The following is a 12873-nucleotide window of genomic DNA, read 5'->3' on the forward strand; positions in this document are numbered from 1 at the left end:
CCCTCACCCCCACCGTCCCCCGCCGGGCGTGATCGACCTGGCCCAAGAACGCCGTCTACGCCGCACACCCTGACGCCACACCCCAGGGTCGGCGCTCTCAAGCGTCCTGAACACCGCGTGGATGGGCCTGACGATGAACTTGCTTCAGCCGTTCAGCGGATACATGCGTGTAGAGCTGGGTGGTCTGGAGAGATGCGTGGCCAAGGATCTCCTGGACGCTTCGCAGGTCGGCACCGCCCTCCAGCAAGTGGGTCGCGGCACTGTGCCGCAGGCCGTGCGGGCTAAGGTCCGGCACTTGGCCGACCTCGGCGATCCGCGCGTGGACGATCCGGCGGGCACTCGTTGGGTGAAGGCGTCCTCCGCGCACGCCCAGGAAGAGGGCCGCCCCGCTCTCCTCGTTCGAGATCGCGGGGCGCCCCGCCCTTAGCCAGTCCTGCGCGGCACGGGCGGCGGGTTCGCCTATGGGGACTGTGCGTTCCCGTCCGCCCTTGCCGAGGACGCGAACGGTCCGCCGATCGGTGTCCAGATCGTCGATGTCGAGCCCGCACAGCTCGCTGACACGCACGCCGGTCCCGTAGAGGACCTCCAGTACTGCCAGATCACGCAGGCCCAGAGGGCCCTCAACGTCCAACTCGTCCAACAGTCGCGCCGCGTCGTCCTGAGTGAGCACCCCAGGCAGATCCCGATGCCGCTTGGGGGTGCCCAGCAGCAGCCCTGGATCGGCCTGGAGGAGACCACGCCGACGCAGGTGCCCCGTGAACGCGCGGACAGCGGCCGTCCGTCTGGCCAGGGTTGCGCGGGACCGTCCCAGAGCGTGTTGGCGAGCGAGCCAGGCTCGCAGCAGTGAGACGTTCAGCGCCCCTGGCTCGGCCACGCCGACCTCGGCCGCGTAACCGCACAGATCGTTCAGATCACCGAGATAGGCCCGCAAGGTATGCGGCGACACAGCCCGTTCGGCCCGCAGATAGCGCTCGAACTCCTGGACTGCCACCTCAAGCGCGTTGCTCACAGCCGCCACGCTGCGCCAACACCCGAGCCGAAGCAAGCACCGAAGGCCGTTTTCAACTGAATTGACGCGAATGACCTTCGAGGTTTTCCACAGAACGCCGTTCTACTACCGAGGGACCCGCGGCTCCGGCAGCGTCGAAGTCCGGAGGTGAGGCCCATGACCCCCCACATCAGCCTGGGCCGCCGCGGCGAGGACGCCGCGGCCGCATATCTGACCTCGCTCGGCTGGACGATCCTCGACCGCAACTGGCGAGGCCGTGACGGCGAGCTCGACATCGTCGCGCACGACGGCCGCCGCCACATCGCCTGCGAGGTGAAGACGCGCAGTTCGGCACGGTTCGGCGACCCGATGGAAGCGATCACCACGGCCAAGGCGAACCGGCTGAGGAGGCTGGCCTGGCAGTGGGCCGCCGCGCACGGCGCCGGCGGCAGGCCCGTCCGGGTCGACGTGCTCGGCCTGGTCGTCGACGGCGACGGCTTCTCCGTCGACCACCTGCGGGAGGTGTGCTGAATGACCCTCGCCAAGACCCGTTCGGTACACCTGGTCGGTGTGGACGGCTTCGTCGTGGACGTCGAGGCGGCCATCACCAGCGGCATTCCGGGCCTGCACTTGATCGGCCTGCCCGACACCGCCCTCAGCGAGGCCCGCGACCGCGTCCGGGCCGCGATCTTCAACTCGGGCGAGGACTACCCCAACCGCCACGTCACGGTGTCGCTTTTCCCCGCCAGCCTTCCGAAGAAGGGTTCCATATTCGACGTCGCCATAGCCGTCGCGCTCCTCGCCGCCGCCGAGGCCGTCCCCGCACGCTCCTGCGCGGGCCTCGTGGTGATCGGCGAACTCGGGCTCGACGGACGCCTCCGCCCCATTTCCGGCGTGCTCCCCGCAGTCCTGGCGGCCGCCAACGCGGGCTGCCACACGGTCGTCGTCCCACGCGCGAACGCCGCCGAGGCGCAACTCGTCCCGGGCATGGAGGTGGTCTCCGCGGCGACCCTGCGCGGCCTCCTTTGCATCCTGCGCGACGAACCGCCACCCCTCGAAGAGGAGGAGTCGACCCCTTCCCCGGCTCCGTCCGACGGGCTGGCCGTCCGGCGACAGGCCGCCCGGACAGACCTCGACCTGGCCGACGTCAAGGGCCAAGCGGAGGCGCGCCGTGCTCTGGAGGTCAGCGCCGCCGGAGGGCATCACCTGTTCTTCTCCGGCCCACCAGGGTGCGGCAAGACGATGCTGGCAGAACGCCTGCCGACCCTCATGCCGCCCCTCGAACCCGACTCCGCACTGGAGGTCACCGCGATCCACTCCGTCGCGGGCACCCTTCCGCCCACGCAGCCGCTGATCGTCCAACCACCGTTCTACGCGCCGCACCACACCGCCACCCGCGCCTCGATGGTCGGAGGCGGCTCCGGCCGCATTCTCCAGCCAGGCGCCGTCTCGTTAGCCCACAGGGGCATCCTCTTCCTGGACGAGGCACCCGAATTCCAGCACGGGACGCTCGACGCCCTCCGCCAACCCCTCGAAGAAGGCGAGGTACGGATCTCGCGGGCCGAGGGCACCGCCACGTTCCCCGCGCGCTTCACGCTCGTTCTTGCTGCCAACCCGTGTCCCTGCGCGGCCGCCAAACAGGTCGACTGCTCCTGCGCCCCCGGGCTCCGCCGCAAGTACACGTCCCAGATCTCCGGCCCCCTCCTCGACCGCATCGACCTCAAGCTCGAACTGTCCCCGGCCAGCCGGGCCGAGCTCCGCTACGACCTCGAATTCGCCGAGGCCAGCGGCGTGGTCGCCGAACGCGTCCTGCTCGCCAGAGACAGAACCCTCAAGCGCCTGGCCGGCACGCCATGGCGCTCCAACTCCGAGATCCCGGGCCCCGAGCTGCGCCGCCGATTCACCCCGCGGGCCGAGGCGATGTACGCGGCCGACGAGGCCCTCCAGAGAGGCACCCTCAGCGCACGCGGCCTCGACCGCATCCTGCGAGTCGCCTGGACCATCGCCGACCTCTCCGCCCACGACGAACCGACCGCGGACGACATCGGCGGCGCGCTCGCCCTGTGGACCCGCTCATGAACTCCGAACAGACCGCCCGAGCGGCCCTCACCGCCGTCGCCGAACCCGGCGACGCCCTCCTCAACCGGATCATCGACCACTCCAGCCCCGAAGAGACGCTCAAGGCGATCCGTACCGGGCGCATCCCCGCCGACCTGCCCATCACGCCCCAGGAGTTCAAGCGCCTCGACCGGTGGCGCATCCGCCTGGCGACCACCGCCCCCGACCAAGATCTGGCCGTATGCGCACAGTTCGGCGGCCGCCTCATCTGCCCAGGAGAACCAGAATGGCCCACCACACTGGACGACCTCGGCGACCACCGCCCCTACGCCCTGTGGCTGCGCGGCCCAGGCGACCTGCGCTACGGATGCCTGCGTTCCGTCGCCATCGTCGGCTCCCGCGCCGCGTCCCCCTACGGCCTGCGCGCCGCCGCCGAATTCGCCTCCGACCTCGCCGACCAAGGCTGGACGGTGATCTCCGGCGGCGCCCTGGGCATCGACGCGGCCGCCCACCGCGGCGCCCTGGCCGCAGAGGGCTCCACCGTCGCCGTCTTGGCCAACGGCGTCGACGTGGCCTACCCGGCGTCCAACGACGGCCTGTTCGCCGAGATGGCCCGGCGCTCGCTCCTGGTGAGCGAATCCCCGCCGGGTACCGCCCCGCACCGCCTGCGCTTCCTCGTCCGCAACCGCGTGATCGCCGCCCTCTCCCGCGGCGCCCTCATCGTCGAGGCCGAAGCCCGCAGCGGCGCCCTCAACACAGCGACCTGGGCCCGCAAGCTCGGCCGCGTCGTCATGGCCGTCCCGGGCCCGATCACCTCCCGCTCATCGGTCGGCTGCCACAAACTCCTCCGCGAGGAGGGGACGATCCTGACCACCCGCCCAGAAGCCCAGCCGAACTCAGCACCGCTCCGTCTCCCACCAACGGAAGGACCGTCCAAGAGCAAGGAGATGCCGAAAGAGCCTCACCACACCACCCCGACCACTTCCACAACCCGCAACCCCGACGGACCGAACCGCGTCCGTCCAACCAGCACACGCGCACTCGCACCCGCCCCCAGAAGCACAACTCCGCAATCGGAAGCGAAGAATCAAGCGCCCCAGAGTCAAGATCAACAAGAACCGAGACAAACCGACACGCGCTGCCCACCACGACCCGACCCCCAAAGACCACCCACACTCCGCCAGCAGGGTGTCGATCACCAGATCAGCGCGCATGTGCTCGGCCATCGAGCAACCCACCAGCCGCCGGGGTGCCGATGTCATCACGGTGGCCCAGAACATCCGCCAACCGCCAACCGGCAGATAGGTCACATCCCCGCGCCAGCGCTCAGCGCCCGCACCTACGGAGACATCACGGCGCAGCAGATCGGGCACCGCCGCGACGAACGCGGCGGCCACCGTGGGACGCCAACGCCAACGCCGGTGCGGGTGCCGGTGCCGGTGCGGGCGCCAGTGCCAGCGTGAGGTGCCGGTGCCAGCGTGGGGTGCCGGTGCGGGCGCCAGCGCCAGCGCGGGTGACGCCGTGCTGGCGCATCACGCTCCACCCGTTTGGGGCTCACCCGCATCCCGGCATGACGAAGGTCAGCGTGCACCCGCAGCGCTCCATACGTGCCGCCCGAGGCAACGGAACCACACAGATGCACTCGGCCAGCCACGTCATCGGCCGCCTCCGCCGCCCACGCCAATGCCGAGCCGCACCACCGGCAAAAGCCCGTCGCGGTCCACCTCCAGATCACAAGCACAGCGCCGACGCGAGTGCGGATGCGGGTGCCAGCGCTAGCGCCGGTGGGGGTGCCGGTGGGGGTGTCAGCGCGGGTGACGCCTTGCTTGCGTATCACGCTCCACCCGTCTGGGGCTCACCCGCATCTCGGCATGACGAAGTTCAGCGTGCATCCCGCAGCGACCCGTGGGTACCGCCCGAGGCGGCGTGAACCACCCAGATGCGCTCGGCCGGCCGCGTCATCGGCCGCCTCCGCAGCCCGCGCCGGTGCCGAGCCGCGCCACCAGCTAAAGCCCGCCCCGGTCCACCTCCAGACCACAGGCACAGCGACAGCGCTCGCCCCGCCCACCGACCACGCCACCTACCGGAACCCCCAGGAGACGCTCACGAACTTCCCGCGACACGCGGAACCGGACGTCCGTGTGCAGATGGCCTACACCGGCGACGGACTCGACCTCGAGACCGCCAAACGACGGGCCTTTGTCGGTGTCGAGCCGCGCCACCGGCAAAGTACGAAAGCGACAGATCCATGGCCCGGCGCAACCCGTTTGACGCCGAACGCCGCTCGATGCGGCGGCGGAGTTGGCCAAGGGCGCCGAACTGGCCGGGCTGATCTGCATTCGGCTGGGCCGACGGCCGTGGCTGATCCATCGGGAGGCCGAAGGGATCGCCGAGGCCGGCTGCTGGAGGCTGCGCGTCAGCAGCTCGGCGGCCCGATCGTGCTGGTCTGGGACAATCTCGGGGACCCATCGCAGTGCCCGGGTGCGTCGGCTGATCGCCGCTCGGCCCTGGCTGCGGGTGTTCTCCCTGGCGGCCTACGCTCCGGTCGAGGGCGGGTGGTTCCAGCTCAAGCGCAGCCTGGCCGATCGGCCCCGAGCAACTACTTGCCCTGATCAAGAGCCGTCTCAAACGCATCCAGTACCGTCCCGGCCTGGCCTCCGGGTTCATCAACTTGACTGGCCTGCCACTTCGTCCTTAACCCCCCGCATTCACAGATCTCAACTGGCAGGAGACGGACGGATCCGCAGGTGGCTGGACGGTCAGCTCTTCTGGTGGCTCGTCTCGCTCAGGTTCTGCTCGGCGATCTCCTGAGGAATCGGCCGAGGATGGTTCTGGGTCAACTGCGGTTCTGGCGGCTCCGCCACCAGCGGCGCACCAGCCCGACGTTCAGCCCCGCCATCACCAGGGCGAAGCCCAGGCTGCCGCCGAGGAGTTCGGGGGCGGTGTGCGCGGCGAGCGCTCCTGCCCAGACAAGCAGAGCGCAGCTGCCGTTGAAGGCCACGGCGACCACCCATTCGATGGCCGGCGGCCGGCCAGCCGGATGGCTCGGCCACGGATCGGGCGCGGGTGGCGGCACACCGCCCAGCCATCGCCGGATGTCACCGACCAGCACCCCCACCAGCGGACCCAGAAACACCAAAGCGACCGCTATGCCCACAAGCCGCAGAGGAAGATCATCGACCCGTGCCGCGAGAATCACCGGTCCGACACCGGCCACAGCGAACGCCAGACGCACTCCAACCTGGCCAATTGTCATCGCCGCCGTCCACAACATGAGCCGACATCAGACCTGCGGGATAGCTCATGTGTACTCCGCGGCGGCGGGAGCCCTCCCGGCGGTCCTCAGGGCCGGGCCAGCGACGCGTGTGGCATTACTGGTCTGACGGGAGTTCGAAGTCGCTCTTGGCCAGTTCCTCGACGTTGACGTCCTTGAAGGTGACGACACGCACGTTCTTGACGAAGCGGGCAGGGCGGTACATGTCCCAGACCCAGGCGTCCTGCATGGTGACCTCGAAGAAGATCTCACCGTTGTCGGCGCTGCGCACCTGGAGGTCGACCGAGTTGGTGAGGTAGAACCGTCGCTCCGTCTCGACGACGTAGGTGAAGAGTCCGACGACGTCTCGGTACTCGCGATAGAGCTGCAGCTCCATCTCGGTCTCGTACTTCTCGAGATCCTCGGCGCTCACGCTCGTGCCCCTTCCGTACGGCCTCCGCCGGGGACCTCCCCTTCGGTCCCCTCCCCCAGGGCCACGTCCCCATTGTTACGCAAGGCACGCCCGACATTGACGTAGGAGAACCTGTGCTCTGGACATGGTCCGTGCTCGGCGAGGGCCGCGCCGTGTGCGCGCGTCACGTAGCCCTTGTGGAGGTCGAAGCCGTACGCGGGGTATCGCTCGTGAAGGTCCACCATGATGCGGTCCCGGGTGACCTTCGCGATGATGGAGGCGGCCGCCACGCAGGCGGCCACCTGGTCGCCCTTGATCACTGCCAGGCTGGGGGCCTCCAAGCCCGGCACGGGGAAGCCGTCGCTCAGCACGTAGGCCGGACGCTTGTCCAAGGCGGCCAAGGCGCGCCGCATACCGGTGATGTTGCAGCGGTGGAGCCCGATCCGGTCGATGTCGTGACACGGGATGATGACGGCGCTCCACGCATACGCGCGTTTCGTGATCTCCGCGTACAGCTCTTCCCTGCGGGAGGGCGTGAGCAGCTTGGAGTCGGTGAGGCCCTCGATCCGGCCACGTCCACCCTGAAGGATCACCGCGCCGACGACCAGGGGCCCGGCGCACGCGCCCCGCCCCGCTTCGTCAACGCCGGCCACCGGGCTGAACCCGCCGTGCTCCAGGGCGCGCTCGTATGCGTGCATCCCTGCGTCACGGCGCGGCGTGAATCGGAGTGGACGACCCTTCATGCACCGCAGCGTACGTTGCCGGAACCCCTTGCTGTGCACCGAATGCCGCCGTTCCCGACACGTCCCCGATCCACCCTGACGTGACCTGGAGATCTCCGCCCGGCTCCTCCGGCACACCGCAGATCCATCTCTACTGGTCACCTCAAGTGGGCCCCCGTCCCGTGCCTGCGGGAGGGGCATCCGTCACGGGCGGCGGACATTCATGGGGAGCCCCGGGGGCGAGAACCACCGTGCCGGCTCAGCCGACAGCTGCGGTACGGCATGGCGGCGAAACGTCCAGAAGGGGCCGAGAACTGCGCTGGTTGAGGTGTTCTGGTGGTTTTGCCTTGGTGCCGGACCAAAACCGAGTCTGGGGCCGTTCACGGCGCCGTGCCTTGAGCTAGAGCTTTTGGCGGCGGCGTCGGTAAAGGTAGGTGATTGGGAAGGCGCCCAGCAGGCCCATGACCATGGGGGTTGCGGGGGCCGTGATGCCGGCGGCTTTGAAGCCCGCTTGTTTGAAGGTGCGCGGGATCGGGAGGGTGTCCAGGCGGTCGAGGGGCCAGACGATCACGAAGGCGCGGCCGATGACGCGGCTGGTGGGGATGGTCCCGCCGCCGGGGTCGCCGCGGTGGGAGCGGGAGTCGTAGGACAGTTCGCGGTGGTCGCCCATGACCCAGAGCTGGCCCGGCTTGACGGTGACGTCGAACGTGTCGTTGGACGGCTTGTTCTGCTCGTGGGTGATCGGGTCCGTGAACAGGTAGGACTTCTCGTCGAGGGGGACGCCGTTGACGGTGACGCGGCCTTGGGCGTCGCAGCACTTGACGTGGTCGCCGGGGATGCCGATGACCCTCTTGATGTAGTCCTTCTCGTTGGGGGCGACCCCGAAGGCGCTGCCGACCGAGTGAAGGGCCTTGGAGACGGGGTTGCCGGGCTCCTTGACCTGGGTCTCGGGGTCCCAGGAGTCGACGCCGTTGAAGACGACCACGTCGCCGCGGGCGATGTCGCGGGTGTGGTAGACGATCTTGTTGACGAGGACGCGGTCGCCGACCTGGAGGGTGTTCTCCATGGAGCCGGACGGGATGTAGAACGCCTGGACGGCGAACGCCTTGATGACCAGGGCGAGGACGACGGCGACCACGATGAGGACAGGGAGCTCTTTCCAGAACGAGCCCTGCTTCTTCTTGCGCTTGCCCTCGTCGGGGGACTCGTCCTCCTCGGCGGAGGTCACGGTCTGCTCTTCTTCGGGCACCGCGCCCTCGGCTTCGGATCGCACGTCTCTCCGATCGTCCTCGTCAGTCATCAGAGCGAAAGCCTAGCGGCGCCGGGGCCCGGGGAGCCCGCCCGTGGGCGTGTCGCTGAGGACCGAGCCGGTCATGTTCGTCCGAAACAGGCAACGCCCCGGTGACCGCGCAGGGTTCCCCGGGGCGTTGGCGAGCCGCTGGCTCAGAAGTCGCGCTTCTCCTTGATGCGCGCGGCCTTGCCGCGAAGGTTGCGCAGGTAGTACAGCTTGGCGCGGCGGACGTCGCCGCGGGTGACGACCTCGATCTTGTCGATCGAGGGGCTGTTGAGCGGGAAGGTCCGCTCGACGCCGACGCTGTAGCTGACCTTGCGGACGGTGAAGGTCTCGCGGGCGCCGCCGCCCTGCCGCCGGATCACCACGCCCTGGAAGACCTGGATACGGCTCCGGTTGCCTTCGGTGACGCGGACGTGCACCTTCAGCGTGTCGCCCGGACGGAAGTCCGGAACGTCGGCGCGCATCGCGGCCTTTTCGATCTCCTGGATCAGCGTGTGCATCGCAGCGGTTCCTCATGGTCGAACGCGGGCGTCGAGAGGCCCCGATGGGTCCTTCGTGGGGGCGTCGCGCCGCGGGAAGTGGGTCTGGGCACCGTGCGTTCGGGCGCACGGCAACGCTTCAGTGTGCCATATCTTCCCCGTCAACCGGAAAACCGGCCTCCCGGAGGACGTCCAGGTCGTGTTTGTCAAGGGACGCGGGGTCCAGGCGGGCGACCAGTTCGGGACGGTTCCGTGCCGTCCGGCGCAGTGCCTCGTCGCGACGCCAGCGGGCGATCGCGCCATGGTGGCCCGACAGCAGGACGTCCGGGACGGGCCGTTCGCGCCAGGTGGGGGGCTTGGTGTAGACGGGGCCCTCCAGGAGCGACTCCATGGCGCCGGGGGCGAAGGAGTCGTCGGCGACGGAGTCGGCGTTGCCGAGGACGCCGGGCAGGAGACGGCCGACGGCTTCGACCATGACCAGGACGGCGACCTCTCCGCCGGCGAGGACGAAGTCGCCGAGGCTGACCTCGTCCACGGGCATCCGGGTGCGGGCCTCGTCGGCGACGCGGGAGTCGATGCCCTCGTAGCGCCCGCAGGCGAACAGCAGCCAGGGCTCGGCGGCGTACTCGACCGCCAGGGCCTGGGTGAACGGACGGCCGCTCGGCGTAGGGACGATCATCCGGGGTGTGGCGCCGGGTGGCGCGATGGTATCGAGTGCCTCACCCCACGGTTCGGGTTTCATCACCATCCCGGGACCACCGCCGTACGGGGTGTCGTCGACGGTGCGGTGCCGGTCGTGGGTCCAGTCGCGCAGGTCGTGGACGTGGACGTCCAAGAGCCCGTTGCGGCGGGCCTTGCCGAGGAGGGAGACCTCCAGCGGCGCGAAGTACTCGGGGAAGATCGTGACGATGTCGAGTTTCATGATTCGTCGAGCAGTCCGGGGGGCGGGTCGATGACGAGCCGCCCCCCGGGGACGTCCACCTCGGGGACGAGCGCGGCCACGAACGGGACCAGCGTCTCGCCTGACGCGCCGCGCACGACCAGGAGGTCCTGGCCGTGGTGGAGGACTTCGGCGACCTGGCCGACGTCGGCCCCGTCCGTGGTGACCACGGCGAGCCCGATCAGTTCCTGGTCGTGGAAGTCGTCCGGGTCGGCGGACGGGGGGATGTCGGTGGGGTCGACGACCAGGTAGACGCCGCGCAGTTCCTCCGCGGCGGTGCGGTCGTCGATCCCGGCGAAGCGCACGAGCAGGCGTCCCGAATGCCAGCGGGCACGCTCGATGGTGAGGGGCCCGGCGTCCGCGGGATCGGTGGCGATCACCGTGCCCGCCGCGAGCCGGGTGTCCGGCTCGTCGGTGCGGACATCGATGGTGTTCTCGCCGCGGATCCCGTGCGGGCGACCGATCCGGCCCACCACGAGGTGCTCGCTCATCGGGACCGCTCCGTCAGGGCCCGGCCGGCCCGGAGGGGCAGGCCGACGCGAGGCCCGGCCGCCGAATGACCGGCGGCCCGGTCACCGCTCTGGGAAACGCCTCCCGGAACCAGGCCGTCCTGGACGTTCCCTTGGGGCGTGAGCACCCAAGGGGCGGTCCTGGGGACGAGTTCAGGGTCGGCGGCCCGAGCGGAGCCGAGCGTCCCCCGGCATGGGTGATGCCAGGGGGCCACTCAGCGGACCTCGTTGACGTCGAGCAGGTCCACGCGCACGTAGCGGCCTCCGGAGAGAGCGCTGATCACCGTGCGCAGGGCCTTGGCGGTGCGACCGCTGCGGCCGATGACCTTGCCGAGGTCCTCGGGGTGCACGCGCACCTCCAGGACCCGGCCGCCCCTGATCCGGCGGGCGCGAACCCGGACGTCGTCCGGGTTCTCGACGATCCCGCGGACCAGGTGCTCGAGCGCTTCTTCGAGCACGTCAGCCCTCGCTCTTGACTTCGGTGGTCTCGGTGGCCTTCGCCTCGGACTTCTTCGGCTCGGCCTTCTTCCTGGACCGGGTCGCGGCGGCGGCGGCCTCGTCGTCGCCCAGCGACTCCTTGACGGCGGCCTCGAACACCGCCTTCTTGTCGGCCTTGGGCTCGGCGACCCTGAGGGTGCCCTCGGCACCGGGCTCGCCCTTGAACTTCTGCCAGTCGCCGGTGATCTTCAGCAGGTTGAGGACGGGCTCGGTCGGCTGCGCGCCGACGCCGAGCCAGTACTGCGCGCGCTCGGAGTCGATCTGGATGAGCGACGGCTCCTGCTTGGGCTGGTAGAGCCCGATCTCCTCGATGGCCCGGCCGTCACGCTTGGTGCGCGCGTCAGCCACGACGATCCGGTACTGCGGGTTCCGGATCTTCCCCAGACGCTTGAGCTTGATCTTGACTGCCACGGGTGTGGTGTACTCCAGACTTCATTACAGGGCGAGCGGCCCGTACCAGGTGGGGAACACCGGCTCACGGCCGCTCCATGGACTCCGGCCGCACAGGACGAGAGAGGGCGCCTGGCGAATCCGGGGTTTCCAGCCTGTCATTCTGCCAGACGATGGCGGGAAAAGCGCAATCGCACGATGACACGCGGCGACTTCTCTGCGTGTCCAAGAGATCAACACACCGTGGACCCCTGCCACCGAGGAGTACACCACCACACCCTTCCGGCGCGCCGCCTCGCAGTCCGGGCCGGGCTCCCCTAACGCTCTCAAGCCCCACCAAGGCGCCGCCTCACGATTCCAGGGGAGACGCTCCCACCATCCTGGGCGGCCCCTCGCGATTCCAAACCCTCTCGCCTCCAGGTCACGATGCCGGGGCACCGCCTCCAACTCTGGGGCGCTGCCTCACGCTCATCGGGCAATGCCCGACGCTCCTCGCACGACGGCCGCCCCGCGACCCGGGCGACCTCACGTCACCGGCCACGCCTGGCGGCCCCGGGCTCCCTCGCCATCCCGGGTGCCGCCTTGGGCTCCGGGGTACCGCCCCCCGATCCCGGACGACGCCTCGTGGTTCGTGGCTCGCCCCCGTGGTGCCGAGGCTCCGCCTAGCGGTCCTGGGGCTGCACTGTTCCGGGTCCCGGGGTGTCGCTTTACAGCCCTGGCACGTCGCCTCGCCGTTCCGAGACCGACGCTTCATGATGCCGGACGGCGCCTCACTGTTCCCGGGCCCTTCGCTGTTCCGAGCGCTGTGCGCGGGTGACTGTCCGGCTCCACGGGGAGCAGCAGCCGGAGCTGACCGGGTCCCTGCGCGCCGCCGGGGGCGAGGTGATCGAGGTCACGGTGTACCGGTGGTCGCGCACCGAGAACTGCACGCCGCTGCGGCGGCTGATCGAGCGGGGAGGGTGGAGGTGATGCCTCGTCGTTCGAGGCGTCTGCGCCGCGGTTTCGGGACGTCGCCTTTCCGTTCTGCGGGTGGTGTTCACACGGGCCTCGGACCACGTCCTATAAACCCGGGCGACGGCTCACCGTTTCCGGGCCCGCCCATGATCTGGGCACCGCCCGTTGTTCTGGGACGACACCGCAACGCAATCCGGGGCGCCGCCTCGTTCTTCCGTTCTGCGGGTGGTGTCACACGGGCCTCGGACAACGTCCTATAAACCCGGGCGACGGCTCACCGTTCCCGGGCCCGCCCATGATCTGGGCACCGCCCGTTGTTCTGGGACGACACCGCAACGCAATCCGGGGTGCCGCCTCGTTCTTCCGTTCTGCGGGT

General features: G+C 69.7%; 14 protein-coding genes and 1 pseudogene. 4 read left to right on the forward strand and 11 right to left on the reverse strand.

Annotation, left to right across the window (positions count from 1 at the left end):
• Positions 1–97 precede the first annotated feature (97 nt).
• Positions 98–1009: a tyrosine recombinase XerC gene (locus E1298_RS34435; protein ID WP_243725982.1), complete on the reverse strand. Its 912-nt coding sequence runs from the start codon at positions 1007–1009 to the stop codon at positions 98–100.
• Positions 1010–1165: 156 nt separating this feature from the next.
• On the opposite strand from E1298_RS34435, the gene E1298_RS34440 reads away from it, so the two are divergent.
• The 3 genes from E1298_RS34440 to dprA are packed head-to-tail and all read left to right on the forward strand — an operon-like array spanning position 1166 to position 4509.
• Positions 1166–1519 carry a YraN family protein gene (locus tag E1298_RS34440; protein WP_131900830.1) on the forward strand — a complete coding sequence of 118 codons (354 nt, stop codon included), beginning with the start codon at positions 1166–1168 and terminating at the stop codon, positions 1517–1519.
• A complete protein-coding gene (locus tag E1298_RS34445; protein ID WP_131900832.1) occupies positions 1520–3067 on the forward strand; it encodes a YifB family Mg chelatase-like AAA ATPase in 1548 nt (515 codons plus the stop codon).
• Positions 3064–4509, forward strand: a complete 1446-nt coding sequence (gene dprA / locus E1298_RS34450; RefSeq protein WP_131900834.1) for a DNA-processing protein DprA — start codon at positions 3064–3066, stop codon at positions 4507–4509. Before E1298_RS34445 ends, dprA begins: the two co-directional genes overlap by 4 nt.
• An 83-nt stretch (positions 4510–4592) precedes the next feature.
• Here dprA and E1298_RS51960 read toward each other — a convergent pair.
• The 10 genes and pseudogenes from E1298_RS51960 to rpsP all read right to left on the reverse strand — a co-directional run.
• Positions 4593–4883, reverse strand: a pseudogene (locus E1298_RS51960) (hypothetical protein); the annotation flags it as partial.
• Between the two features lie 999 nt (positions 4884–5882).
• Positions 5883–6281, reverse strand: coding sequence for a hypothetical protein (locus E1298_RS34465; protein WP_131900838.1), 399 nt, complete (start codon positions 6279–6281; stop codon positions 5883–5885).
• Between the two features lie 136 nt (positions 6282–6417).
• Positions 6418–6732 carry a DUF2469 domain-containing protein gene (locus E1298_RS34470; RefSeq protein WP_131900840.1) on the reverse strand — a complete coding sequence of 105 codons (315 nt, stop codon included), beginning with the start codon at positions 6730–6732 and terminating at the stop codon, positions 6418–6420.
• Positions 6729–7454 carry a ribonuclease HII gene (locus tag E1298_RS34475; protein ID WP_131900842.1) on the reverse strand — a complete coding sequence of 242 codons (726 nt, stop codon included), beginning with the start codon at positions 7452–7454 and terminating at the stop codon, positions 6729–6731. The genes E1298_RS34470 and E1298_RS34475 overlap by 4 nt, the downstream gene beginning before the upstream one ends.
• 379 nt (positions 7455–7833) lie before the next feature.
• On the reverse strand, positions 7834–8706 hold the full coding sequence (gene lepB / locus E1298_RS34480; RefSeq protein ID WP_243725984.1) for a signal peptidase I: 873 nt from the start codon (positions 8704–8706) through the stop codon (positions 7834–7836).
• A gap of 170 nt (positions 8707–8876) precedes the next feature.
• Positions 8877–9227: a 50S ribosomal protein L19 gene (gene rplS / locus E1298_RS34485; protein ID WP_067461562.1), complete on the reverse strand. Its 351-nt coding sequence runs from the start codon at positions 9225–9227 to the stop codon at positions 8877–8879.
• Positions 9228–9345: 118 nt separating this feature from the next.
• The gene (trmD, locus tag E1298_RS34490; protein ID WP_131900846.1) at positions 9346–10128 is read right to left on the reverse strand and encodes a tRNA (guanosine(37)-N1)-methyltransferase TrmD; all 783 of its coding nucleotides are present in this window, start codon (positions 10126–10128) and stop codon (positions 9346–9348) included.
• The gene (rimM, locus tag E1298_RS34495; protein ID WP_131900848.1) at positions 10125–10637 is read right to left on the reverse strand and encodes a ribosome maturation factor RimM; all 513 of its coding nucleotides are present in this window, start codon (positions 10635–10637) and stop codon (positions 10125–10127) included. The genes trmD and rimM overlap by 4 nt, the downstream gene beginning before the upstream one ends.
• A 233-nt stretch (positions 10638–10870) precedes the next feature.
• Complete coding sequence (locus E1298_RS34500) at positions 10871–11113, reverse strand: RNA-binding protein (RefSeq protein ID WP_021598307.1); 243 nt, start codon at positions 11111–11113, stop codon at positions 10871–10873.
• A 1-nt stretch (position 11114) separates the two neighbouring features.
• Entirely contained in the window at positions 11115–11564 is a 450-nt protein-coding gene (gene rpsP, locus E1298_RS34505; RefSeq protein ID WP_131900850.1) for a 30S ribosomal protein S16, read from the reverse strand.
• A gap of 792 nt (positions 11565–12356) precedes the next feature.
• Between rpsP and E1298_RS48680 the strand changes: the two genes are divergently transcribed.
• Entirely contained in the window at positions 12357–12512 is a 156-nt protein-coding gene (locus E1298_RS48680) for a hypothetical protein (RefSeq protein WP_165975817.1), read from the forward strand.
• The last annotated feature ends 361 nt before the right edge of the window (positions 12513–12873 follow it).

The sequence above is a fragment of the Actinomadura rubrisoli genome, from assembly GCF_004349215.1.
Classification (GTDB): Bacteria; Actinomycetota; Actinomycetes; order Streptosporangiales; family Streptosporangiaceae; genus Spirillospora; species Spirillospora rubrisoli.

Excerpts from the sequence above, each read along its gene's own strand:
- E1298_RS34440 (WP_131900830.1), top strand. The coding sequence starts at position 1,166 with ATGACCCCCCACATCAGCCTGGGCCGCCGCGGCGAGGACGCCGCGGCC.
- E1298_RS34445 (WP_131900832.1), top strand. The coding sequence starts at position 1,520 with ATGACCCTCGCCAAGACCCGTTCGGTACACCTGGTCGGTGTGGACGGC.
- dprA (WP_131900834.1), top strand. The coding sequence starts at position 3,064 with ATGAACTCCGAACAGACCGCCCGAGCGGCCCTCACCGCCGTCGCCGAA.
- E1298_RS34475 (WP_131900842.1), bottom strand. The coding sequence starts at position 7,454 with ATGAAGGGTCGTCCACTCCGATTCACGCCGCGCCGTGACGCAGGGATG.
- rplS (WP_067461562.1), bottom strand. The coding sequence starts at position 9,227 with ATGCACACGCTGATCCAGGAGATCGAAAAGGCCGCGATGCGCGCCGAC.
- trmD (WP_131900846.1), bottom strand. The coding sequence starts at position 10,128 with ATGAAACTCGACATCGTCACGATCTTCCCCGAGTACTTCGCGCCGCTG.
- rimM (WP_131900848.1), bottom strand. The coding sequence starts at position 10,637 with ATGAGCGAGCACCTCGTGGTGGGCCGGATCGGTCGCCCGCACGGGATC.